The organism is Kitasatospora sp. NPDC057738 (genome assembly GCF_042798815.1).
In the GTDB taxonomy this organism is placed as follows: Bacteria; Actinomycetota; Actinomycetes; order Streptomycetales; family Streptomycetaceae; genus Kitasatospora; species Kitasatospora lactacystinica.
The window spans coordinates 1-23,117 of record NZ_JBHVJT010000025.1; the positions used below are offsets into that span (position 1 = coordinate 1).

Below are 23,117 nucleotides of genomic sequence, written 5' to 3' on the forward strand. Positions count from 1 at the left end.
CACGCTGTTGAGTTCTCAAGGAACGGACGCTTCCTTCGGACCGCCTTCCAGCGGACCCTCCGGGCTTCGTTCTTTCGTGTTTCCAGCTTATCAGACGCTTTCCGCTCCGTTTTCCGGAGTTTCATTCATCGGATTCGCTTTCCGCCTTGCCGCCCCGGTCTCCCGCGGCGACTCCGGAACTGTACGGGGGCCGGCCCGCCACATGCAAATCGTCCCGCCCCGCTGACGCGGGACGGGACGATCCGTGGTTCGGGCACCGTCAGGCGCGGCCCATCTCCTCGGCGATGGCCGCCGCGAAGGCGTCGATGTCGGCCTCCGTGGTGTCGAAGGCGCACATCCAGCGGACCTCGCCGGTGTGCTCGTTCCAGAAGTAGAAACGGTAGCGCTTCTGGAGCCGCTCGCTCACCTCGCGCGGGAGGATCGCGAACACCGCGTTCGCCTGGACCGGGCGGACCACCTCGACGCCGTCGATCTTCCGGACCGCTGCCTCCAGGCGGCTGGCCATCGCGTTGGCGTGGCCGGCGTTGCGGAGGTAGAGGTCGCCGGAGAGCAGCGCCTCGAACTGGACCGAGACGAAGCGCATCTTCGACGCGAGCTGCATCGAGGTCTTGCGCAGGTACTTGATGTTGCGCACCCGCTCCGGGTTGAGCACCACCACGACCTCGCCGAACAGCAGGCCGTTCTTCGTCCCGCCGAAGGAGAGCACGTCGACACCGACGTCGGTGGTGAAGTCGCGCAGCGGCAGGCCGAGCGAGGCGGCGGCGTTGGCCAGTCGGGAGCCGTCCACGTGGACGAGCATGCCCAGCTGGTGGGCGTGCTCGGTGATCGCGCGGATCTCGTCGGGGGTGTAGAGGGTGCCGAGCTCGGTGCTCTGGGTGATGGAGACCGCGAGCGGCTGCGCGCGGTGCTCGTCGCCGAAGCCCCAGGCCTGCTGGTCGAGCAGCTCGGGGGTGAGCTTGCCGTCCGGAGTGGGGACGGTGAGCAGCTTGATGCCGCCCATCTTCTCCGGGGCGCCGCCCTCGTCGACGTGGATGTGGGCCGACTCCGCGCAGACCACCGCGCCCCAGCGCGGGAGCAGCGACTGGAGGGCGACCACATTGGCGCCGGTGCCGTTGAAGACGGGGTAGGCCTCCGCCTTCTCGCCGAAGTGGCGGCGGAAGACGTCCTGGAGGTGGGCCGTGTAGTCGTCCTCGCCGTAGGCGATCTGGTGACCGCCGTTGGCGAGGGCTATCGCGGCGAGGACCTCCGGGTGCACGCCGGCGTAGTTGTCGCTGGCGAAGCCGCGGACGGCGGGGTCGTGCCGCCGTACCGCGTCCGTACGGGTGAGGTCGGTCATCGGGCTGTCAGCCACAGGTGCTGTCCGTTCAGTTCTGCTGCGGGGCGGTCCCAGAGGCCCGCCAGGTGGCCGGCGAGGTCGGTGGTGTCCGTGAAGCCGGCGAACTTCGCCTCCGGCTTCTCGGCCCGCATTTCGGGGCTGACCAGCGCCTTGATGACCAGGATCGCAGCCGCGGCGGTGGGCTCGCCGTCGGGGTCGGTGGTCTCCTTCTTGAAGGAGTCCGCCATGGCGAGGGTCCACGCCTCGGTGGCGGCCTTGGCGGCCGCGTAGGCGGCGCCGCCGGCGGTGGGCTTGTGCGCGGCCGCGGCGGAGATCATCGCGTAGCGGCCGGCGGTGCTGCGGACCAGCGCGGGCTGGAAGGCCAGCGAGGTGTGCTGGAGGGTCCGCACGACGGTGTCGTGCAGGAAGTCCCAGTCGTCCAGCCGGGTGTCGAAGAAGGTCTTGCTGCCGCGCCAGCCGCCGACCAGGTGGAACAGGCCGTCGACGTGGCCGTGCTCCGACTCCAGGTGGTCGGCCCAGTCGTGGACCTCCTGCGGGTCGAGCAGGTCGATCACCTGGCCGCTGACCTTGGCGCCGCGGACGGCCACCCGGGTGGCGTCCAGGGCGGACTCCAGGCGCTGGGCGTCGATGTCGGCGCCGATCACGGTGGCACCGTCGGCGGTGAGGCGGCGCAGCACGGCGCGGCCGGCCGGGCCGCTGGCTCCGGCGACGGCGATGACCTTGCCGGCCAGCGGGGCGTTGGTGGAGGTGGTCACGCGGCGGCTCCCTGGATCCCGGCGCCGGTGATGCCGGCGGTGGCGGCGATGACGCCGCTCAGCTTCTTGTTGAGGGCTTCGTAGAACATGCTCAGCGGGAACTCGTCCGGGAGCACGGCGTCGCACAGGGCCTTGTTGAGGGCCTTGCCGTCGGTGATGTCGAGCGGCAGCGCCTCGGAGCCCTTCGCCCAGGTGGAGGCCGGGTGCGGGGTGAGGTAGCGGGAGACCAGCTCGTAGGCGGCGATCCAGTGGGCCGGCTTCGGCCGGTCGATGCCGTCGCGGTAGAGGGTCTCGATCTCGGCGCAGAGCGCGTTGGTGACCTGCGGGGCGCGCTCCCAGTCGATGCTGAGGCGGTTGTCGCGCCAGCGCAGCGCGTCGTGCTTGTGCAGGTAGGCGAAGAGCAGCTGGCCGCCCATGCCGTCGTAGTTGCGCACCCGGTCGCCGGAGACCGGGAAGCGGAACAGGCGGTCGAAGAGGATCGCGTACTGGACGTCGCGGGCGTGCCGGTTGCCCTCGGTCTCCAGCTTCACCGCCTCCTTGAAGGTGGTGAGGTCGCAGCGGAGCTCCTCCAGGCCGTACATCCAGAACGGGCTGCGCTGCTTGATCATGAAGGGGTCGAACGGCAGGTCGCCGTGGCTGTGGGTGCGGTCGTGGACCAGGTCCCACAGGACGAAGGTCTCCTGCGCGCGCTGCTGGTCCTGGAGCAGGCCCTCGGCGTCGGCCGGGATCTCCAGGCCGAGCTGCTGGACGGCGCTGCTGGAGACGGCGCGGAAGCGGGCGGCCTCGCGGTCGCAGAAGATGCCGCCCCAGGTGAAACGCTCCGGCGCCTTGCGCACGGAGACCGTCTCGGGGAAGAGCACGGCGGAGTTGGTGTCGTAGCCGGCGGTGAAGTCCGTGAAGGTGATCGGCACGAACATCGGGTTGTCGAAGCGGGTGCGCTCCAGCTCTGCCAGCCAGTCGGGCCACACGACGCTCAGCAGGACGGCTTCCAGGTTGCGGTCCGGGTTGCCGTTCTGGGTGTACATCGGGAAGACGACCAGGTGCTCCAGCCCGTCCTCGCGCTGGTCGGCGGGGTGGAAGGCGAGCAGCGAGTCCAGGAAGTCGGGCTCGCGGTAGCCGGTGTCGGCCCACTTGGCGAGGTCCGCGTCGACGGTGGCCAGGTAGGCGGCGTCGTGCGGGAAGTGCGGAGCGAGCTCCTGGACGGCGGCGCGGACGGTGGCGACCAGCGGGTCGACCGTGTGCCGCTGGACGGCGGCCAGGTCGATCGAGCCGTCCTTCGACTGGAGCGGGCGCAGCGTCTCGACGGCCTCCTTCAGGCGCAGCCAGGCCGGGTGGCCGGCGAGGGTCGAGACCGGGGCGTCGGCCGCCACAGCGAGCCTTGGCGAAAGATTCTGCATCGTGGACTCACTTCGACAGGAGTTATTTCAACGGGGACACCATAAGTACGAAAGGTTCTCCTGTTCAAGAGGGCCAGGACCGGCAAAGCTCCGGTGCACCGCCCCTCCGGCGCCCAAACCTTCGACGGGAGGCGGATTGTCCGGCATGTGGACAGTGATCTGGATGTTCTGGACAGATGCGCTGTTCTGATGCGAACCTCCCCGCATGCTCCCGGCGGTGATCACGGTGGCCGAACGCCACGACAGCCCCTTCCGGGCGCCCTCCCGTCGGCACGTCTGCCGTCGCTGTCGCGCGCGCGGCCTGAGCTGCCGCTGTCGCCGCTGCTGTTGACCGGCCTGCCGCCGCCCCGGCTGCTGCCGATCCGGCTCGGGGGGCGCCGCGGACGCGGGCCCGTACGCCGACCATGCCGCGTGTGTTCCGGCGCCGCCACCGGGGGGAAGTGACCCGCCGGGACGCGGGCCGCCCGTCGCGCCCTCCCGCGCCCCTCCTCGTTCCCCCCGTCCCGCCGGTCCTTCCCTGGAGCCCCGTCATGACCCTCCGCAAGCCCTCCGCCGTACTGCCCATCGCCGCGCTGGTCGCCGCCGCGGCCGTGCTGACCGCCTGCGCGCCGCAGGACTCGAAGTCCGACACCGCCTCGGGCGCGGCCGGGACGGCGGCGGGCTGCGCGCCGGGGGCGCTTGCCACGCGCACCGCCGGAACGCTGACCGTCGGCACCGACAAGCCCGCGTACGACCCGTGGTTCTCCGACGACAAGCCGGAGAACGGCAAGGGCTTCGAGTCCGCCGTGGCCTACGCGGTCGCCGAGAAGCTCGGCTACCCGAAGGAGAAGGTCGGCTGGGTGGTCGCGCCGTTCAACAAGGCGACCTCCCCCGGCGCCAAGGACTTCGACTTCGACATCAACCAGGTGTCCGTCAGCGACGAGCGCAAGCAGGCCGTGGACTTCTCATCCGGCTACTACGACGTGCGCCAGACCGTCATCGCGCTGAAGAACTCCAAGGCGGCGGGCGCCAGGAGCATCGCCGACCTCAAGGGCGCCAAGCTCGGCGCGCAGGTCGGCACCACGAGCCTGGACACCATCACCAACACCATCAAGCCGAGCACCCAGCCGGCCGTCTTCGACTCCAACGACCTGGCCAAGGCCGCGCTGAAGAACGGCCAGATCGACGCCCTGGTGGTGGACCTGCCGACCGCCTTCTACATCACCGGCGCCGAGGTCCCGGAGGCCCAGGTGGTCGGCCAGTTCGAGGCCGCCGCGCAGGCCGAGCAGTTCGGTCTGGTACTGGACAAGGGCTCCAAGCTGACCGGCTGCGTCTCCCAGGCCGTGGACGCGCTGCGCGCCGACGGCACACTGGCGAAGCTGGAGAAGCAGTGGCTGTCCGACGCCGTCTCGGCACCGGTGCTGAAGTGAGCGCTGACCTGAGCCCCGGGCCGGGCGGGGAGGCGCCGGGCCTGGAGGCACCGGGCGGGAAGGCGCCGGGCGCCGCCGGACCGGCGGAGCTCACCAAGGCGCCGGCGCCGCGCACCGCACGGCCGACCGGGGCGCCGGCGACGGAGGGCGACTACCGTCCGTCCGAGCGGCGGCTGGCGCACGAGGCGTACCGGAGGTCCCGGGCCCGCCGCTCGGCGCTGATCGCCACCGGCTCGACCCTGGCCACGGCCGTCGTGCTCTACCTCCTGATCGTCAACTCCCCCGGGTGGGAGGTGACTCGGCGGACCTTCTTCAACCTCGACTACGCCCGTCAGGCGCTGCCCGAGGTACTGAAGGGACTGCGGCTGAACCTGGAGCTGATGCTCGGCTGCGGGGCGCTGATCCTGCTGTTCGGGCTGCTGCTGGCGGTGCTGCGGACGCTGCGCGGTCCGGTCTTCCTGCCGGTACGGCTGTTGGCCACCGCGTACGTGGACTTCTTCCTCGGACTGCCGATGATCATCTGCCTGCTGGTGATGATCACCGGAGTGCCGGCGCTGCGGCTGACCGGGGTGACCACCGATCCGCTGCTGCTGGGCGGGGCCGCCCTGGTGCTGACCTACTCGGCGTACGTGTCGGAGGTGTTCCGCTCCGGCATCGAGTCGGTGCACCCGAGCCAGCGGGCCGCGGCGCGGTCGCTGGGGCTGACCAACGCGCAGACGATGCGGTACGTGGTGCTGCCGCAGGCCGTCCGCCGGGTCGTGCCGCCGCTGCTCAACAACCTGGTGAGCCTCCAGAAGGACACCGGGCTGGTCTCGATCGGCGGCGCGATCGACGCGGTGTACGCGGCGAAGATCATCGCGGCTCGCTCCTTCAACTTCACGCCGTACCTGGTGGCGGGGCTGGTGTTCATCGTGCTGACCATTCCGCTGACCCGGTTCGCCGACTGGCTGACCGCCCGGATGAACCGCCGCCAGCTCCAGGGAGGTGCGGTGTGACGTCGAGCGACGTGCTCCGGTTGGAGTCGGTGCGCAAGACCTTCGGCGGCCAGGTGGTGCTGCGCGACGTGGACCTCGCCGTGGCCGAGCACTCGGTGACGGCGCTGATCGGGGCCTCCGGCTCCGGCAAGTCCACGCTGATGCGCTGCGTCAACCTGCTGGAGGGGATCGACGACGGGGCGATCTTCCTGGACGGCGAGGAGATCACCGATCCGCGCGCGGACGAGGACGCCGTGCGGCGACGGATCGGCGTGGTGTTCCAGTCGTACAACCTGTTCCCGCATCTGACGGTGCTGGAGAACATCACGCTCGCCCCGCGCCGGGTGCACCGCGTCGCCAGGGCCGAGGCACGGGCCCGGGCGCTGGAACTGCTCGACCGGCTCGGGCTGGCGGCCAAGGCCGAGGAGTACCCGGACCGGCTCTCCGGCGGGCAGCAGCAGCGGGTCGCCATCGTGCGCGCGCTGGCCACCGGGCCGCGGCTGCTGCTCCTCGACGAGATCACCGCGGCGCTCGACCCGGTGCTGGTCGGCGAGGTGCTGTCGGTGGTGCGGGACCTCAAGGAACAGGGGATGACGATGGTCCTCTCCACCCACGAGATGGGCTTCGCCCGTGAGGTCGCCGACCAGGTCTGCTTCCTGGACGGCGGGGTGGTGCTCGAACAGGGGCCGCCGGAGCAGGTGTTCGGCGATCCGCAGGAGGAGCGGACGCGGCAGTTCCTCAGCCGGGTGGTCGCCTCGGGTCGGCTCCAGGGCTGAGCGCCCCCGCCTGATGGCGGCCGGGTGGGCGGTCCACTCGGCCGGGGAGTGCGACCAGGCGTGCGACGGGTGCGCGACGAGTATGCGACGGGTGCGCGACCAGGGCTCTCGCAACGACGGGCACCACTGTGCGCCCCTGTACGCGCCCTGGCCGCGCCCGGCCGGGTGCGGTGATCGTGGACCGGACGTCCGTCGCCGCGCACGGGGGCGGCGAACAGATGACAGCTCACGGATGACAGATGACAGCCGACAGATTTCATCATCTGTTCGCTGTCATCTGTCCGCCGACCGCTGTTCGCTGTCCCCTGTTCGCCGCCCCCGGCGCCCACCGCCCCGGGAGGCCGCCGTTGCACGGACCCACCCTGGTCAACTGGCTCCTCGCCCTCCTCGCCACCGGCGCCGGCACGTCCTGTCTGGTCCGGCTGCGCCGCTCCCCCTGCACCCCGGGCGGTGCGCACCGGCCGCTCGCCCGCGAGTCCGACGCCGCCGAGGCCCTGATGGGGTTGGGCATGGCCGCGATGGCCGTCACCGGCGCCACCGTCCCGCCCGCCGTCTGGGCCGGGCTCTTCGGCCTCCCCGCCACCGCCTTCCTGCTCGCCGCCGCCCACGCCCCGGCCGGCCGGGCGCACCGGCTGCACCACGCGATCGGCGCGCTCGCCATGACGTACATGGCCCTCGCGATGGCGTCCACCTCCGGTCACGGCCACCACCGGGCCGCCGCCCTGGGCCTTCCACTGCTGACCGGGGTGCTCCTCCTCTACTTCGCCGCGTACACCGTCTGGACCGGCAGCCGGCTGCTGCGCACTCCGGCGGGCACCCTCGCGGTCGGCACCGCCGGGCTGCCGCAGGCCTGCCGACTGACCATGGGCATCGGCATGTTCGCCATGCTCCTGACCATGTGACGACCCGCGGGACACCCTCCCGGCACCCCGGAGCCGCCGCCCGCCACGCCGAAGCCCCCTGCCCCTGCCCCCTCCACGCCAAAGCCCCCGTCCGAGCGTGGCGTTGGTCACTGGCCGGTCGAAAGCCGTTCCACCGGGCGTCGCCAGCGCATAGGTTGGCAGGGAGCGCGTTGTCGCGTTCCGTGCGTACTCGGGGAGCCCATCGATGCCTGCCCTGATCGGCCTGCTGCTGCTCGGCCTGCTGCTCTCGACCCTCGTGCCCCGGCTGCTGGCCCGGGCCCGCTGGGCGGAGCGCGAACCGGTGCTGGCGCTGCTGGTGTGGCAGTGCCTGGTGGTGGCCGTTCTGCTCTGCTGCGCACTGGGCCTCCTCCTGGCGGCCTCCGCCGCCCTGCCGGAGCTGCGCTCGCTGGTGTTCGCGGGCGCGCCGCACGGCGTGGAGGCGGCGTACGGCCTCCAGGAGGCCGAGGGCTGGGGCCGGCTGTGCGCCGCGGTGCTGGCCGCGGGCGGGGTGCAGACGGTGCTGGCGCTGACCCGGGAGGTTCGTACGGCGAAGGCGGTGCGCAATCGCCGGCACGCCCAACTGGCAAACCGGGCACCGGAGTTGCCCGACACCATCGAGACCGCCCGGAGCCGCCGGGAACGGCTGGTGGTCCTGGAGAACGTCCGTCCGGAGGCCTGGTCGCTGCCCGGCCCGGACTCCCGGCTGGTGGTCACCACCGGCGCCCTCCAGCAGCTGACCGACCGGGAGCTGGCCGCCGTGCTGAGCCATGAGCGCGGTCACGTCCGGGCCCGGCACCACTGGCTCCAGCAGTTCGCCCAGGCGCTCGCCTCGGGCTTCCCCGGGGTCGGCGTGTTCAGCGCCTTCCGGAACCAGGTGGCGGAGCTGGTCGAACTGGCCGCCGACGACCGGGCCGCCCGTCGGCACGGCCGGCACACCACCGCCCTCGCGCTGGCCGAACTCAACCTGGACCGCGGGGTGTTCGGCTCCTGCCCGCCCGGCCTGGCGCAGTCCCCGAAGCGGGTGGACCGACTGCTCGCGGGCCGTCCGCGGCTCTCCGTCCCGCACCGGCTGCGGCTCACCGTCGCGGCGCTCGCCGCGCCCGCCGTGGTCGTGCTGCTGGCCGCGGCACCGGGGCTGCACTCCCTGCTGTGAGGTCGACACCGCACCGGGTCGGCACTTCTGACGGGGCGTCAGCCGGAGGCTGACCCACCGGCCGGGTCGTCGGGACCGTCGCCGAGGGCCTGCTCCAGCACCCGGCGGTGGAGCGGCCTGGCCTGCTCGTAGCGCTCCCGACCGGCCTCGGTGAGGGTGAGCTGGACGCCCCGGCGGTCGCTCTCGCACATCGCCCGGGTGACCAGTCCGGCCTTCTCCAGGCGGGCGATCAACCGCGAGAGCGCGCTCTGGCTCAGATGGACGGTGTGGGCCAGCTCGCTCACCCGCACCGCCTGGCCCCCACCGCCCCCGCAGTTCTCGACGAGACGCTCCAGCACCTCGAACTCGCTCATGCCCAGCCCGTACCGGTCGCCCAGCTCGCGGTCGAGGGCACAGGCCGCGGCGGCATGCCGGGCCAGCAGTTCGCGCCACTGCGCGACGAGACCGGCCTCCGCCGGGGAGTCGAGTTCAGCCACGCCGCCACCCTAGCACGTGCATCGACAATTAATGCGTTCACATTTAATTCATTTGCATTGAATGCATGTGCATGTACTGTCCTCCCCATGACCACCGCGACCGTCACGTCACCCGACGCCCCGTCAACCAGCGGGCCGCACTGGACTCCCCGCCTCTGGGGCACCCTGATCGTGCTCTGCGCCGCCATGTTCCTGGACGCCCTGGACGTCTCCATGGTGGGCGTCGCCCTTCCGTCCATCGGCTCCGACCTGCACCTGTCCACCTCCACCCTGCAGTGGGTGGTCTCCGGCTACGTCCTCGGCTACGGCGGCCTGCTGCTGCTCGGCGGGCGCGCCGCCGACCTGCTCGGCCGCCGCCGGGTGTTCCTGGTCGCCCTGGGCGTCTTCGCCGCCGCATCGCTGGTCGGCGGCCTGGTCGACGACGGCGGCCTGCTGATCGCGGCCCGCTTCCTCAAGGGCGTCAGCGCCGCCTTCACCGCCCCGGCCGGCCTGTCGATCATCACCACGACCTTCGCGGAGGGTCCCGCCCGCAACCGCGCGCTGTCGATCTACACCACCTGCGGCGCCAGCGGCTTCTCGCTCGGCCTGGTGCTCAGCGGCCTGCTCACCTCGGTCGGCTGGCGCTGGACCTTCCTGATGCCCGTCCCGGTCGCGCTGCTCGCCCTGCTCTTCGCCGTCCGGCTGCTCCCCCGCCCGGTCGAGGAGCGCGCCCAGGGCGGCTACGACGTCCTCGGCGCGATCACCGGCACGGCGACCGTCCTGCTGCTGGTCTTCACCGTGACCGAGGCCCAGGGCGCCGGCTGGCTGAGCCCGCGCACCCTCGGCTCACTGCTGGTCGTCGCCGTGCTGGCCGCCGCCTTCCTGCGGGTGGAGAGCCGCGCCGCGCACCCGCTGGTGCGGCTCGGCATCTTCCGCAACGGCTCGGTCGCCCGGGCCAACGTGGTCGCCTTCGCGATGACCGGCGCGTACGGCGGGTTCCAGTTCGTGGTCACCCTCTACCTCCAGCACCTGCTCGGCTGGTCGGCCCTGGAGATGGCGCTCGGGCTGCTGCCCGCCGCGGCCCTCATCGCGCTCTCGGCACCGTTCATGGGCCCGATCGTGGACCGTTTCGGCACCGGGCGGCTGCTGCCGATCGGCCTGGCCTCACTGGTCGCCGCCTTCGCCCTGTTCCTGCGGCTGGACGAGCACAGCTCGTACCCGGGCCTGGTGCTGCCCTCGATGCTGCTGCTCGGTGTGGGATTCGCGTTCGCCTTCCCCTCGGTGAACATCGCCGCCACCGACGGCGTGGGCGACGAGGAGCAGGGGCTGGCCTCGGGTCTGGTGAACACCGCGATCCAGGTCGGCACCGCGGTGGTCCTCGCCGGGGCGACCGCGATGATCACGGCCGGCAGCGCGGGCGGCGACAGCCCGCAGGCCCAGCTGGACGGCTACCGGCCGGCGCTGCTGTTCGTCACGGTGGTCGCGGTGGTCGGCCTGGTGGTCGCGACGGCGGGCGCCCTGGTGGACCGGCGTCGCAAGGCGGTTCCCGCACCCGTGCCGGATCGTGACGAGCCGACGGTCGGGTCGACCGCGGCCCGGGCCGACGTCCTGGCCGGGCGCTGACCCCCGGACCCCGCCCGTGACCGGCCTCCGCGCCGTCGGGCCATGGCGCCGGCTCCACCAAACCCCCGTGTCGGTGGAGCCGGCCGTCTTCGTGGCGGCCGCCCGGGCAGTGCCCGCCGGGGCACGGTATCCCGGTGCGGCTGTCGGCTCCACAAGTATATTGGCCCGGAGCCAACGAACGTTCGGAGCAGACACGATGGCACCTCGCGGGGATTCGGTCAATGAGGAGATGCGGCAACGCTCCCGCCGGCGGATCATGCGGGCCACCGTCGAGCTGGTTGACCAGTGCGGTTACGCGGGCACCACGCTCACGGACATCGCCGAGCGGGCCGGCCTCGCCCGCGGCCTGCTCTCGTACTACTTCGACGGCAAACGGCTGCTCATGCAGTCCGCGACGCACCGGATGATGCACCAGTCACTGGCCGCCACGCTGGCGGAACTGGCTCCCGGGGCCTCCCCCGACGCACGGCTGGCCGGGGCGATCGACACCGTGCTCGGCCTGGCGATGGACCACCCCCGGGTGATGCGCTCGCACCTGGCGCTGATCCTCGACCCGGACAACGGCGCCTTCGTCCAGGACCCGGAGCAGCAGCAGCTCGGCGCCATCCTCCAGGGACTGCTGCGGGACTGGGGCGCGCCCGACCCGGTCGCCGAGCACGCGGTGCTGCGCAGTGCGCTGATGGGCGGCTGCATCGGGGTGCTGCTGCCGGGCGCCGAGAGCCCGCTGGCCCTGATCCGCGCCGACCTCTTCGGCCGCTACGACCTGGCCTGGGAACTGGGCCGCCCGCCGCAGCAGTCCCCGCCGGAACGCGAACGGCCGCCGGCCCGCGGCTGACGGCGGGCGGGCGGCCTGGTGACCGGCTGCCGGGGGGCCTCGCGAGGGAGGGAGCTCACAGGCCCCGGACGGCAGCGGCTCAGCGTTCCTTCAGGATCGAGGCGAGCAGGTCAATCGTGCGTTCCGGCGTGAGGCTGTCCACGCAGAGCCGCTCCATGACCTGGATGTAGGCGTCGACGTCGTCGCGCTTGTCCAGGTAGAGCGCGCTGGTGAGCTGCTCCAGGTAGACCACGTCCGCGAGGTCCTGCTCCGGGAAGCGCAGGATCGTGAACGCCCCGGACTCGCCCGCGTGCGCGCCGAACCGGAACGGCATGACCTGGATCACCACGTTGGCCTGCTCGGCGACGTCGATCAGGTACTGCACCTGACCGCGCATCACCTTGGGCCCGCCGACCGGCCGGCGCAGCGCCGCCTCGTCGATGACGGCCCACAGGCGCGGGCTGGCGCCCTCGGCCAGCAGCTTCTGACGGCGCAGCCGCAGGCTGACCCGTCGCTCGACCTCCTCCTCGCTGATGACCGGCCGACTCTGTCCGAAAACCGCCCGTGCGTACTCCTCGGACTGGAGCAGCCCGGGGATGAACTGCACCTCGTAGGTGCGGATCAGCTGGGCGGCCTCCTCCAGGCCGACGTAGGTCTGGAACCAGCCCGGCAGCACGTCGTTGAAGCTGTGCCACCAGCCGGACTTGTTGGCCTCGCGGACGAGGCCGAGCAGGGCTTCCCGCTCGATGCCGTCGTCCACGCCGTACAGACTGAGCAGGTCGGCGACGTCGCGCTCCTTGAAGCTGACGCGGCCGAGTTCCATGCGGCTGATCTTGGACTCGGAGGCCCGGATCGCGTAGCCCGCGTCCTCGCGGGTGATGCCGCGCGCCTCACGCAGGCGGCGCAGCTGCGAGCCGAGGAGGATCCGGCGGACCATCGAGCCGCCGCCCGGCTGAACTGTGGTCATGCGGTCGAAACCTCCACCTAGGGCAAACAGCGCACAGTCTGCCATCAGTTGAGCGCTCACGGTGCCGATACTGACGGATGTTCCTATCAGTTCCGCACTCCACGCACCAGGATGCACGTGCATCCGGCGCTTGCATATGCCAATAGTGCGACTGCACGTGAATCGACTCTTGCATCTGCAGTGAGCGCACACCACCATGGTGCACGTGCACCTGCACATCCCTGGCAATCCCGCGGGCTCCGTGTCGACCCCACGCGCGACTCCGTGCACCGACCCGACGACGTCCCCCGCGTCATCGGGCGTTCGAGTGCGCGCGCGCCTGGTCGAGGGGGCGGCCGAGCGGCCGAGCGAGTCGGAGGTGACCGGCATGACCCCGGCGGGTCCAGCCGTGTCCGCCCCCTTATGGGAGGAGCTCTTCATGAGCACCGGTACGGCTTTGGCGGTTGACCCCCTTGTGGTCACCTGTACGCTCGCTCCTCGCTTCGAAGCCGTCAGAACCGCGCGCGACTTCGCTCGGAGCACGCTCCAGCACTGGGGCCTGACGGAGCTGTTCGACGACGTCGCGCTGGTGGCCTCGGAACTCGTGACCAACGCGCTCCGGCATGCGATCGGCGCACGGCCCGACCCGTCGGGCGGCACCCAGGGCGAGTACGACTTTCCCATACAGCCGACCCCGGACGGCCGGCTCCCGATCCGAATAAGCCTGGTGCACCGCGCACCCCAGGTGGTCTGCGCGGTGAGCGATCCGAGCAGCATCGGCCCGATCGCCCGGGAGGCCGACTTCGTCGCCGAATCCGGCCGCGGGCTGCACCTGGTGGAGTCGTTCAGCCGCTCCTGGGGCTGGCACCCGCTGGGCAGCGGCAAGGTGGTCTGGGCGATGTTCGAGGCGGAGACGATCGTCGGCTCCCCGCTGGACGGGCGCCCCGGACTCGGCGGCCGCTCACCGCTCGACGGCCCCGTCGAGATCGGCGGACGGCATCGGCGCTCGGCCTAGGACGGGCCGTGCGCCCCGGCCGGGCCCCCGACTCGAACGGATCCCCCGACCCGAGCGGGCCGCGCGCCCAGGACGGACCATGCGCCGGGCGGCGCACGGCCGGTCGACGGAAGCCCCGGGAGGACCGCACCCCGGGCCCTTCCACCCGGCCCCGCCGAGGACTTCCGGTCCAGTGCGGACACCTCCGGAGCGGACGCGCCCGAAGCGGAGACCGCCGGTGAAGAGGCCCCCGGAAGAGACAAAGACAAAGGCCGTCGTGGTGTCGGCACCCACGACGGCCCCCCGATGATGGAGCACGGCGGTCGGTCAGACCGCCAGGTGGTCGAACTCCCCGTCCTTGGCCCCCAGCAGCAGGGCGGCGATCTCGGCCCGGGTGTAGATGAGGGCCGGGCCGTCCGGGAACCGCGAGTTGCGCATCGCCACATCGCCGCCGGGCAGGGCCGCGAACTCGACGCAGTTGCCCTGGGAGTTGCTGTGCCGGCTCTTCTGCCAGACCACCCCCTGGAGATCGGCGGCGGCCATCCCGTTGTAGGTGTCGTACGAGCCGTGCGTGTCCTGCGAGTCGTGCATAGAAATCTCCCGAAGAGCTTCCGGAGTTGTCGTCCAGCGCGGCGCCCCCGGCACCGTCGAAACGAACGGACCGGCCCCGTACCGGTCCGGCACAACGCCTCACTTGACGCGATGATAGCTGCAGTGCACGTGCATCAGCACGGGACGTTGCAGGTGCACGTGGCCTTTTGTCCGCAGCCGCGAACTCTTCACGGACCCTTCTCCTGACGGTACGTAAACGGACATAGCCGATGAATCGTCGGGCGCGCGATAACCGGCCGTGAGCGCCTCCCCGCTGAATGTTGATCTTCGAATGCCGGGAGTCGCACCCCCGTGACCCTCCGTCAAACCATCCTCATGCTGTGAGACATCTCACGCGCCCCAGGTGCAACGCCGGCCCCCTCGGGTCGCGTCGAGGCAACCACCGGCGGTCGCGCGGGGATTGGGAGCGGAATGTCCGGATTGTAGGCAAAGTGCCCGGACCGGCGCCGGAGACGCACCGGGCTCCGGACCGCGACCGCGTGAAACCCACTCGGCAGCCGACTGCAAGCCGGACGGGCAGATGTCCTACGATCTCCGGCATGAGCACCGCAGCCATCCCGGGCGCGCCACTGCCCGTCCGTACTCCAGGCTCCCGTGCGCGGGGGCGCCACCGTCGTCCCGAGCGCCCCGAGATCCCGGCCGGCGCCCCGGCCCTGGTGCTCGCCGTGCCCGCGACCGCCGGGCCCGAGTCCCGCTCGGTCGTCGAGGAGTTGCTCTCGATCGTCCGCACCGAGCAGAACGGCGTCCGGACCGCGGTCGGCTACCTGCCGGGCAACGGCGGCGAGGGCGCGGGCGGCGAGGACCGCACCGTGGCCGAGCTGCTGGCCATGGCGGCCGAGGCCGGGCTGCCGACGCCCGTCCTGGTCCCGCTGGTGCCCGGCCCGCACACCTTCCTGACCGAGCTTCACGCGCTCGCCGCCGAGTACGGCGCGCCCGTCACCGACCCGCTGGGCCCGCACCCGCTGCTGGCCGAGGCCGTGCACGTCCGGCTGTCCGAGGCCGGGCTGGCCCGGGCCGACCGCGCCCGGCTGTTCGCCATCGCGACCGCCGCGGACGGCGTGGTGCTGACCACCGTCGGCGGCGAGGACGCGGCCGCGGCGGCCGGCATCACCGGCGTGCTGCTGGCCGCCCGACTGGCCGTGCCGGTCGTCGCCGCCGCGCTCGACGTGCCCGGCTCGGTGGCCGCGGCCGTCAACCACCTCAGGGACACCGGCTCGCAGCGCCCGGCGCTGGCCCCGCTGGTGATCGGCCCGGAGGCGGACTCCGAGCTGCTCGCCACCGCCGCCGAGGAGACCGGCTGCCCGTCGGCCGCGCCGCTGGGCTCGTACCCGTCGGTCGGCCAGCTGATCGCCTCCACCTACCTGGCGGCGCTGCCCGCGCCGTCCCCGGAGGACCTGGCACGGGCCGAGGCGGAGGCGGCGGCCGCCGCCGAGGCCGAGGGGGCCCTGGAGGGCGTCCGCGGCGCCCACGCGGCCTCCCAGGGGCCCGCAGGGCGGTAGTCGACGTCGCGCGCCGGTTCGCGCGCTCCGAAGGGCCCGGAACGGCATGCGTTCCGGGCCCTTCGGTTTTGCTCCGCCCGCCCGTGGCCGTCCCGCGCGGAAGTCGGACGGCGGCGAAGTGGAATGTCCGTTCTGGCCTTTTTGAAAGGAAATAGGAAACGCGGTCGCGGGCGCTCGCACCACAGCCGCCGCATCATCCGCCGGGGCGCTCCGGCCCGCGATTCGACGCGCCGTCACACCACTTCTGAAGTGCTGCCAGTTGTGGGCTTCCACAACAGGGTTGCTTGAAAACGATCATTTACGATCATGGAGAGCGGCAATTTTGGCAGTTCCCACTAAACCGTGATGCGCATCACAGCCATTTGCAGTTTGAACTTAAGTCTGATTAACGTGCTCCCCGTTCGTGACCACACGAACCCGGTTCATCCGCGACGCCGAGTCCTGCCGTCGGATGTCCTGGCAGCGCGAAATCGCACCACGGCAGGAGCGGGGGACCCACAGGTAAGTCGCCCCGGACCGATCTCCGGAACGGTCCAGGGCTAGGGGTGAAGCCGCGCCCACAGCGCGGCCGGGCAACTCCAGCCCGAATCCGACAGCTCACCTCGCAGGCGTGGGAGAGGACCGCGTCTTCATGCTGCCCACCAACGGCACTCGTCTGTCCAGCCGCACCCGTCGCGTGATCGCCGCCCTCGGCGTCGCGGGCGTCGGCCTCACCGTCCCCTGCATCGCCTCCGGCACCGCCTCCGCCGCCACCGTCGCCACCTGGGACAAGGTCGCCCAGTGCGAGAGCGGCGGCAACTGGAGCATCAACACCGGCAACGGCTTCTACGGCGGCCTCCAGTTCACCTCCAGCACCTGGTCCGCCTTCGGCGGCACCGCCTTCGCGGCGCGCGCCGACCTGGCCACCAAGGACCAGCAGATCGCCGTCGCCGAGAAGGTCCTCGCCTCGCAGGGCCCCGGCGCCTGGCCGGTGTGCTCGGTCCAGGCCGGCCTCACCAAGGGCGGCGCCGCGGCCGCCGTCGACACCTCGGCGGGCTCCACCGCCGGCTCGACCACCGCCAAGCCCGCGCAGCCCGCGCAGAGCGCCAAGCCGGCCGCCCCGGCCGCCAAGCCCGCTCCGCAGACCCAGGCCCCGGCCGCCAAGCCCGCCGCGCCCGCCCAGGACGGCACGCAGGCCAGCACCGACTCCACCGCCTCCGGAAACCGGAGCGACTGGGTCCAGAAGCGCCAGCAGCAGGCCCAGAACGGCGACTACACCGTGGTCGAGGGCGACTGGCTGTCCGCGATCGCCGACCAGCACAAGGTGCAGGGCGGCTGGCAGCGGCTGTACGAGCTCAACCGCGGCACCCTGACCGAGGGTCCGGACAGCATCTACCCGGGCCAGCAGCTGTCCTTCGGCGGCAACGGCCAGGCCCAGGCCGGCCAGTCCGCCACCGGCAAGTCCGGCTCGGACTTCACCTGGTTCGACCGCTCGCAGAAGTCCGGCCAGTCCGCGAACGGCGGTGCCGTGAACGCCCAGCCGACCGCGCAGGCCCAGACCCCGGCCGCCAAGCCGTCCACCAAGCCGGCCGCCAAGCCCGCTCCGCAGACCCAGGCTCCGGCCCAGACCCAGACCCAGACCCAGACCCAGACTCCGGCCGCCACCGGCAGCATGGCCGCCGCGGTCTCCTTCGCCGAGTCGAAGGTCGGTCAGGCGTACGTCTACGGCGGCACCGGCAACGGTGGCTGGGACTGCTCCGGCCTGACCCAGGCCGCGCTGCGCGCCGCGGGCGTCTCCGTCCCGCGCGTCGCCGCCGACCAGGCCGCCGCCAGCACCCACGTCTCGCTGGACAGCCTCCAGCCGGGCGACCTGCTGTTCTGGTCCAACAACGGCAAGGACTCCGGCGTCTACCACGTCGCGATCTACGTCGGCAACGGCAAGTACGTCGAGGCCGCCAATCCGAGCTCGGGCGTCCGCGAGCAGAGCATCGCCAACTGGGCCCCGGACTTCGCCGGCCGGGTCTGAGAACGGCGAACAGCCGACGGACGGCGGACGACGGATAACAGCTGACAGATAACAGATTTCATCATCTGTCAGCTGTCGTCCGAACGTTGACCGCCCACGCCCCCGGGGAGAGTCTGGTCGCTCCTCCCCGGGGGTTCCGGCATGCCTCCGGCCGTACCTCGTGGCAAATCCCCGCGGTGAAGCTCCGTGCTGAATCCCCACGGCGAATCCCCATGGCGAAGCCCCTGCTGAATCCCCACGACGAATCCCCGTGGTGAATCCCCGCCCCAACGGGCATGCTGCTGCTCTGCACCCGAGGAGGAGTCACATGGCCCAGGTCACCGTCACCCTCGACGCGAACCTCGCGATCGACGCGATGTTGCTCTCCGGCACCAAGAACCCGCAGGACGCCGTCGAACTGGTCCTGCGCGACTACCTGGCCCGCGGCCGCCGTACCGAGACCCGTACCGGCGAGGCGGCCGACGGGCACCGACCGACCGTCGACCGCCCCACCGCCCAGGAGGGCTGACCGCCCGACGGGCCGGGCGGCCGACCGCACGCACGCACGCCGAAGGGCCCCGGGGAGCAACCGCCCTCCGGGGCCCTTCCGTCGGCCGTGACGGCCGGGTTCAGCGCGCGCAGGCCCCGGTGGACCCGCGCATCACCAGCTCCGGCTGGAACATGAACTCGCCGCGCTGGGCCGCGTTTCCGCCGACCTCCTCCAGCAGCGCGTCGACCGCCGCCGTGGCCATCGCCTCGACCGGCTGGCGGATCGTGGTCAACGGCGGCTCGGTGAAGGCGATCAGCGGCGAGTCGTCGAAGCCGACCACCGACACGTCCTGCGGCACCGACAGCCCGCGCTGCCGCACCGCCCGGATCGCCCCGAGCGCCATCATGTCGCTCCCGCAGACGATCGCCGTGCAGCCCTTGTCGAGCAGCGCGCCGGCCGCCGCGTGCCCGCCCTCCACGCTGAACAGCGTGTGGTGGACGAGGTCGTCGGCCTCCTCCCGGGAGAGTCCGAGCACCTCGCGCAGCGCGGCCGTGAAGCCCTCGATCTTGCGCAGCACCGGCACGTACCGGCGCTGACCGACGGCCAGCCCGATCCGCTCGTGCCCGAGTTCGGCCAGGTGCTGGACGGCCATCCACATCGCGGCCCGGTCGTCCGGCGAGATGAACGGCGCGTCGATCTTCTCGCTGTAGCCGTTGATCAGCACGAACGGCACCCCGCGCCCGGCCAGCCGGGCGTAGCGGTCGTGGTCGGCGGTGGTGTCGGCGTGCAGCCCGGAGACGAAGACGATGCCCGCCACGCCCCGGTCCACCAGCATCTCCACCAGTTCGTCCTCGGTGGACCCGCCCGGAGTCTGGGTGCACAGCACCGGCGTGTAGCCGTGCCGGCTGAGCACCTGCTCGATCACCTGGGCCAGCGCGGGGAAGATCGGGTTGCTCAGCTCGGGCGTGATCAGACCGATCAGCCCGGCGCTGCGCTGGCGAAGACGGGTCGGCCGCTCGTACCCGAGCACGTCGAGCGCCGCCAGCACGGTCTGCCGGGTGGCGGCGGAAACGTTCGCCTTGCCGTTGAGCACGCGGGAGACGGTGGCTTCGCTGACCCCCGCCTGCGCCGCGATGTCTGAGAGTCGCGCCGTAGTCACGGTCCCAGAGCCTATTCCAACCACGTCAGACCGCCCACCAGCCGGTGCTGTCCGGAGCGAGCACCGTCTCGCCGCCGTCCACCACGAGGTCGGCCGAGCCCAGCAGCAGCGTGCCCGGGGCGGCGATCCGCACCGGTTCGCCGGTGGTGTTCACGGTGCAGACGAAGGCGCCGCGACGGAACGCCAGGGTGCCCTCGGGGCTCTCCAGCCACTCGACGCCGGTGCCGGCGCCGAGGTCGGGCTGCGCCCGGCGGACGGCCAGCGCGCTGCGGTAGAGCTCCAGGGTGGAGGTCGGGTCGCCGGTCTGCGCCTCGACGCTCAGCCCGGCCCACTCGGCCGGCTGGGGCAGCCAGGACGGCCCGCCGGCCACCGGCCCGAAGCCGTACGGGGCCTCGGTGCCGGACCACGGGATCGGGACGCGGCAGCCGTCGCGGTAGCCGTCCTGGCCGGCCTGACGGAAGAAGGACGGGTCCTGGCGGACCTCGTCGGGCAGGTCGGTGACGTCCGGCAGGCCGAGCTCCTCGCCCTGGTAGACGTAGGCCGAGCCGGGCAGCGCGAGCATCAGCAGGGTGGCGGCGCGGGCGCGGCGCAGGCCGAGCTCGCGGTCGCCGGGGGTGCGGATCTGGGTGCCGAGGCCGGGCTCGTTGGCGAACCGGGTGGCGTGCCGGGTGACGTCGTGGTTGGAGAGCACCCACGTGGTGGGGGCGTCGACCGGGCGCATCGAGTCGAGCGAGAGGTCGATCACCTCGCGCAGCGCGGTGGCGTCCCAACCGGTGCCCAGGTACTGGAAGTTGAAGGCCTGGTGCAGCTCGTCGGGGCGGACGTAGTTGGCGGTGCGCTGGACGGTCGGGGTCCACGCCTCGGCGACGCCGATCCGCTGCCCCGGGTACTCGTCGAGGATCTTGCGCCAGCTGCGGTAGATCTCGTGCACGCCGTCCTGGTCGAAGAACGGCATGACGTCGTTGCCGAGCAGCTTGAGCTGGTCGGCGCCGCCGAGGTCGGGCAGGCCGGGGGCCTTGACCAGGCCGTGGGCGACGTCGATGCGGAAGCCGTCCACGCCCATGTCGAGCCAGAACCGCAGGATCGAGCGGAACTCGTCGGCGACGGCCGGGTTCTCCCAGTTGAAGTCGGGCTGCTCCGGGGCGAACAGGTGCAGGTACCAGTCGCCGGGGGTGCCGTCCGGGTTCTCGCTGCGGGTCCAGGCCGGGCCGCCGAAGATGGACTCCCAGTCGTTGGGCGGCAGTTCGCCCTGCTCGCCCTTGCCGGGGCGGAAGTGGTAGCGCTCGCGCAGCGGGGAGCCGGGGCCCTCGCGCAGGGCGCGCTGGAACCACTCGTGCTGGTCCGAGGAGTGGTTGGGGACGAGGTCGACGATGATCCGCAGACCCAGGTCGTGGGCGTCCCGGATCAGGGCGTCGGCGTCCAGCAGGGTGCCGAACATCGGGTCCACCGCGCGGTAGTCGGCCACGTCGTAGCCGGCGTCCGCCTGCGGCGAGGCGTAGAACGGCGAGAGCCAGACCGCGTCCACGCCGAGGTCGCGCAGGTAGGGCAGGCGGCTGCGGATTCCGGGCAGGTCACCCATGCCGTCGCCGTTGGAGTCGGCGAAGCTGCGCGGGTACACCTGGTAGATGACCGCGTCCCGCCACCAGCCTCTGGACGCGCTGACGTTCGCCTCGTGAGCGGTGTCGGCGGCAGGCCGGGAGGTGTCGGCCAGGTTCTGGGTCATGGACGGTATCCCTTGGGGACTAGAGGAGCGGAAGGCGCTGGGACGTGGAGGCGCGCGACGAGCTGCGGTCCTGTGACGGCGTGCGGTCTTGCGACGGCGTGCGGTCCTGTGACGACGTGGTGGCGCGCGACGACGTGGCGGCCCGTTACGACTTGGAGGCACCGGCGGTCAGGCCGGTGACCAGGTGGCGCTGCACCAGGTAGAAGAAGGCCGCGGACGGGATCGCGATCAGCACGGCGGTCGCGGCCATCAGGTTCCACTGGGCGTCGTGCTCGCTGACGAAGGTCTGGAGGCCCACGGCCAACGTGTACTTGTCGGAGCTGAGCATGAACGTGGAGGCGAACGGCACCTCGGCCCAGTAGGTGAGGAAGGAGTAGAAGGCCGCCACCGCCAGGCCCGGGCGGGCGAGCGGCAGCACCAGCCGCCAGAAGGTGCCGAACGGGCTGAGCCCGTCGACCCGGCCGGCCTCGTCGATCTCCACCGGGATGGTGTCGAAGTAGCCCTTCAGCAGCCAGGCGCAGTACGGCACGGTGGTGGTCGAGTAGACCAGGATCAGGCCGGTGTAGCTGTCCAGCAGGCCGAGTTCGGAGAGCATCGTGTACATCGGCACGATCAGCACCGCGATCGGGAACATCTGGGTGACCAGCAGCGACCACATCAGCGGCTTGTGCCCGGGGAACTTCATCCGGGAGACGGCGTAGCCGGTGGTGGCGGCGAGCATCACGCCGAACACGGTGGTGACGCCGGAGACCAGCAGGGCGTTGCCGAACCAGGTGAAGAAGTCGGTGTCGGACAGCACGTGCTGGTAGTTCGACAGCGTCAGCTTATCGAGGATCTGGCCGGGGTGGAGGTAGTCGGTCTTGTCCGGGCCGAGCGAGACGAACAGGATCCACGCGACCGGGAAGAGCGCGATCAGGCCGGCCAGGATCAGGGTGCCGTGGGACAGCGCCCGGGCCATCGGGCTGCGCTCGCCGCGGCGGCGGACCTTGGCGGGCCGGGCGGCCGGGGCCGCGGCCGCCGGGCGGGCCGGGAGTTCGGTGGTGGTGCTCATCGGGGTTACCTGCCTTCGTGGGTCAACTGGGTCCGGGGCCTCAGCCGTTGGCCTGCTCGTTGCGGGCGAGCCAGCGCCGGTAGAAGGCGGTGAAGACGATCAGGATGGACAGCAGGATCACGCCGTAGGCGGCGGACTGCGCGTAGTCCCGGGGGATCTGGCCGAAGCCGAGCCGGTACGCCCAGGTGACCAGCAGCTGGGCGTCGGGGGCGCCGGTGCCGAACAGCAGGAAGATCACGTTGAACTGGTTGAACGTCCAGATCACGCCGAGCAGCACGACCGTGGAGGAGACGGAGCGCAGCCCCGGCAGGGTGACGTACCGGAAGCGCTGCCAGGCGGTGGCGCCGTCCATCTCCGCGGCCTCGTACAGCTCGGCCGGGATCGACTGGAGGCCGCCGAGCAGCGAGATCATCATGAACGGCACACCGGCCCAGGTGTTCACCATGATCGCGGCCGCCTTCTGCGCCCACGGGTCGGTGAGCCAGCCGGGCTCGGGCAGGTGCAGGAAGGAGAGGATGTTGTTGACGACGCCGCCGTCGGCGAGCATCAGGCGCCAGGAGAAGACGGTGACGAAGGTCGGTACGGCCCAGGGCAGGATGAGCAGCATCCGGTAGGCGGCGCGGCCGCGCAGCTTCTGGTTGAGCAGCAGGGCCAGGCCGAGGCCGAGGGTGTAGTGCAGGCAGACGCAGACGGCCGTCCAGGCGATGGTCCAGACGAAGTGCGACCAGAAGCGGTCGTACGAGCCGGGGCCCCACAGGATGTCGGCGTAGTTGTGGAAGCCGACGAACTCGTAGCTCGCCGGGATCTCGTTGACGCCGATCTTGCGGGCGACGTTGAGGCTGTTGGCGTCGGTGAGGGTGAGCCAGATGCCCTCGGCGAGCGGGTAGAGCACCAGCGCACCGAGCACCAGTACGACCGGGGCGATCATCGCGTAGGCGTACCAGTGCTTGGCGTAGGAGCGCTTGACGCGTTCCAGCAGGCCCGGACGCTGCTCGCGTTCCCGGTTGCCCTTGCCGGTGGCGCCCTGCACGGCGACTGACATCGTTTGCACCTTCTCGGGGGGAA

21 protein-coding genes and 1 riboswitch are annotated in these 23,117 nt (G+C 71.8%); of the genes, 11 read left to right on the top strand and 10 right to left on the bottom strand.

The window, feature by feature from the left end; genetic code table 11:
• Positions 1 to 259: 259 nt before the first annotated feature.
• The 3 genes from ACFVGO_RS16030 to ACFVGO_RS16040 are packed head-to-tail and all read right to left on the bottom strand — an operon-like array spanning position 260 to position 3,488.
• A complete protein-coding gene (locus ACFVGO_RS16030; RefSeq protein ID WP_359914671.1) occupies positions 260 to 1,336 on the bottom strand; it encodes a low specificity L-threonine aldolase in 1,077 nt (358 codons plus the stop codon).
• On the bottom strand, positions 1,333 to 2,091 hold the full coding sequence (locus ACFVGO_RS16035; RefSeq protein WP_359914666.1) for an SDR family NAD(P)-dependent oxidoreductase: 759 nt from the start codon (positions 2,089 to 2,091) through the stop codon (positions 1,333 to 1,335). The genes ACFVGO_RS16030 and ACFVGO_RS16035 overlap by 4 nt, the downstream gene beginning before the upstream one ends.
• Entirely contained in the window at positions 2,088 to 3,488 is a 1,401-nt protein-coding gene (locus ACFVGO_RS16040) for a DUF6421 family protein (RefSeq protein ID WP_359914663.1), read from the bottom strand. Before ACFVGO_RS16040 ends, ACFVGO_RS16035 begins: the two co-directional genes overlap by 4 nt.
• Before the next feature lie 530 nt (positions 3,489 to 4,018).
• Between ACFVGO_RS16040 and ACFVGO_RS16045 the strand changes: the two genes are divergently transcribed.
• The 5 genes from ACFVGO_RS16045 (at position 4,019) to ACFVGO_RS16065 (ending at position 8,702) form a co-directional block, all read left to right on the top strand.
• Positions 4,019 to 4,897 carry an ABC transporter substrate-binding protein gene (locus tag ACFVGO_RS16045; protein ID WP_359914660.1) on the top strand — a complete coding sequence of 293 codons (879 nt, stop codon included), beginning with the start codon at positions 4,019 to 4,021 and terminating at the stop codon, positions 4,895 to 4,897.
• Positions 4,898 to 5,070: 173 nt separating this feature from the next.
• On the top strand, positions 5,071 to 5,892 hold the full coding sequence (locus ACFVGO_RS16050) for an amino acid ABC transporter permease (protein WP_359914669.1): 822 nt from the start codon (positions 5,071 to 5,073) through the stop codon (positions 5,890 to 5,892).
• Positions 5,889 to 6,647 (top strand): amino acid ABC transporter ATP-binding protein, encoded by a 759-nt coding sequence (locus ACFVGO_RS16055; protein ID WP_359914658.1) that lies wholly within the window; start codon positions 5,889 to 5,891, stop codon positions 6,645 to 6,647. The genes ACFVGO_RS16050 and ACFVGO_RS16055 overlap by 4 nt, the downstream gene beginning before the upstream one ends.
• Positions 6,648 to 6,994: 347 nt before the next feature.
• Positions 6,995 to 7,549, top strand: coding sequence for a DUF5134 domain-containing protein (locus tag ACFVGO_RS16060; RefSeq protein WP_359914655.1), 555 nt, complete (start codon positions 6,995 to 6,997; stop codon positions 7,547 to 7,549).
• Between the two features lie 205 nt (positions 7,550 to 7,754).
• The gene (locus tag ACFVGO_RS16065; RefSeq protein WP_359914652.1) at positions 7,755 to 8,702 is read left to right on the top strand and encodes a M56 family metallopeptidase; all 948 of its coding nucleotides are present in this window, start codon (positions 7,755 to 7,757) and stop codon (positions 8,700 to 8,702) included.
• A 38-nt stretch (positions 8,703 to 8,740) separates the two neighbouring features.
• On the opposite strand, the gene ACFVGO_RS16070 is transcribed toward ACFVGO_RS16065, so the two are convergent.
• Entirely contained in the window at positions 8,741 to 9,178 is a 438-nt protein-coding gene (locus tag ACFVGO_RS16070) for a MarR family winged helix-turn-helix transcriptional regulator (protein WP_380632271.1), read from the bottom strand.
• Positions 9,179 to 9,265: 87 nt separating this feature from the next.
• Here ACFVGO_RS16070 and ACFVGO_RS16075 point away from each other — a divergent pair, with 87 nt between their 5' ends.
• Together ACFVGO_RS16075 and ACFVGO_RS16080 are read left to right on the top strand one after the other, a co-directional pair.
• Positions 9,266 to 10,780, top strand: a complete 1,515-nt coding sequence (locus ACFVGO_RS16075) for an MFS transporter (RefSeq protein WP_380632273.1) — start codon at positions 9,266 to 9,268, stop codon at positions 10,778 to 10,780.
• A gap of 229 nt (positions 10,781 to 11,009) precedes the next feature.
• Positions 11,010 to 11,615: a TetR/AcrR family transcriptional regulator gene (locus ACFVGO_RS16080; RefSeq protein WP_359914643.1), complete on the top strand. Its 606-nt coding sequence runs from the start codon at positions 11,010 to 11,012 to the stop codon at positions 11,613 to 11,615.
• Between the two features lie 79 nt (positions 11,616 to 11,694).
• Here ACFVGO_RS16080 and ACFVGO_RS16085 read toward each other — a convergent pair whose 3' ends face one another.
• The gene (locus ACFVGO_RS16085; RefSeq protein ID WP_188297256.1) at positions 11,695 to 12,561 is read right to left on the bottom strand and encodes a helix-turn-helix transcriptional regulator; all 867 of its coding nucleotides are present in this window, start codon (positions 12,559 to 12,561) and stop codon (positions 11,695 to 11,697) included.
• A 418-nt stretch (positions 12,562 to 12,979) separates the two neighbouring features.
• Here ACFVGO_RS16085 and ACFVGO_RS16090 point away from each other — a divergent pair, with 418 nt between their 5' ends.
• Positions 12,980 to 13,555: an ATP-binding protein gene (locus ACFVGO_RS16090; protein WP_359914639.1), complete on the top strand. Its 576-nt coding sequence runs from the start codon at positions 12,980 to 12,982 to the stop codon at positions 13,553 to 13,555.
• Positions 13,556 to 13,861: 306 nt separating this feature from the next.
• On the opposite strand, the gene ACFVGO_RS16095 is transcribed toward ACFVGO_RS16090, so the two are convergent.
• Entirely contained in the window at positions 13,862 to 14,125 is a 264-nt protein-coding gene (locus ACFVGO_RS16095; RefSeq protein ID WP_097235176.1) for a DUF397 domain-containing protein, read from the bottom strand.
• Between the two features lie 560 nt (positions 14,126 to 14,685).
• Here ACFVGO_RS16095 and ACFVGO_RS16100 point away from each other — a divergent pair.
• From ACFVGO_RS16100 to ACFVGO_RS16110, 3 genes are all read left to right on the top strand, one after another.
• Positions 14,686 to 15,645: a hypothetical protein gene (locus tag ACFVGO_RS16100; protein ID WP_380632276.1), complete on the top strand. Its 960-nt coding sequence runs from the start codon at positions 14,686 to 14,688 to the stop codon at positions 15,643 to 15,645.
• 453 nt (positions 15,646 to 16,098) lie between these two features.
• A riboswitch (cyclic di-AMP (ydaO/yuaA leader) is annotated at positions 16,099 to 16,269 on the top strand.
• Complete coding sequence (locus ACFVGO_RS16105; RefSeq protein WP_380632278.1) at positions 16,256 to 17,650, top strand: transglycosylase family protein; 1,395 nt, start codon at positions 16,256 to 16,258, stop codon at positions 17,648 to 17,650. (Overlaps the previous riboswitch by 14 nt.)
• A gap of 307 nt (positions 17,651 to 17,957) precedes the next feature.
• On the top strand, positions 17,958 to 18,158 hold the full coding sequence (locus ACFVGO_RS16110) for a hypothetical protein (RefSeq protein ID WP_359911715.1): 201 nt from the start codon (positions 17,958 to 17,960) through the stop codon (positions 18,156 to 18,158).
• 100 nt (positions 18,159 to 18,258) lie between these two features.
• Here the strand turns inward: ACFVGO_RS16110 and ACFVGO_RS16115 are convergent, their stop codons facing one another.
• The 4 genes from ACFVGO_RS16115 to ACFVGO_RS16130 form a co-directional block, all read right to left on the bottom strand.
• Complete coding sequence (locus ACFVGO_RS16115; protein WP_359911712.1) at positions 18,259 to 19,278, bottom strand: LacI family DNA-binding transcriptional regulator; 1,020 nt, start codon at positions 19,276 to 19,278, stop codon at positions 18,259 to 18,261.
• Positions 19,279 to 19,303: 25 nt separating this feature from the next.
• Positions 19,304 to 21,001, bottom strand: coding sequence for a glycoside hydrolase family 13 protein (locus ACFVGO_RS16120; RefSeq protein WP_359911709.1), 1,698 nt, complete (start codon positions 20,999 to 21,001; stop codon positions 19,304 to 19,306).
• Between the two features lie 145 nt (positions 21,002 to 21,146).
• A complete protein-coding gene (locus ACFVGO_RS16125; RefSeq protein WP_359911706.1) occupies positions 21,147 to 22,052 on the bottom strand; it encodes a carbohydrate ABC transporter permease in 906 nt (301 codons plus the stop codon).
• 40 nt (positions 22,053 to 22,092) lie between these two features.
• Entirely contained in the window at positions 22,093 to 23,094 is a 1,002-nt protein-coding gene (locus ACFVGO_RS16130) for a sugar ABC transporter permease (RefSeq protein ID WP_359911703.1), read from the bottom strand.
• Between the last annotated feature and the right edge of the window lie 23 nt (positions 23,095 to 23,117).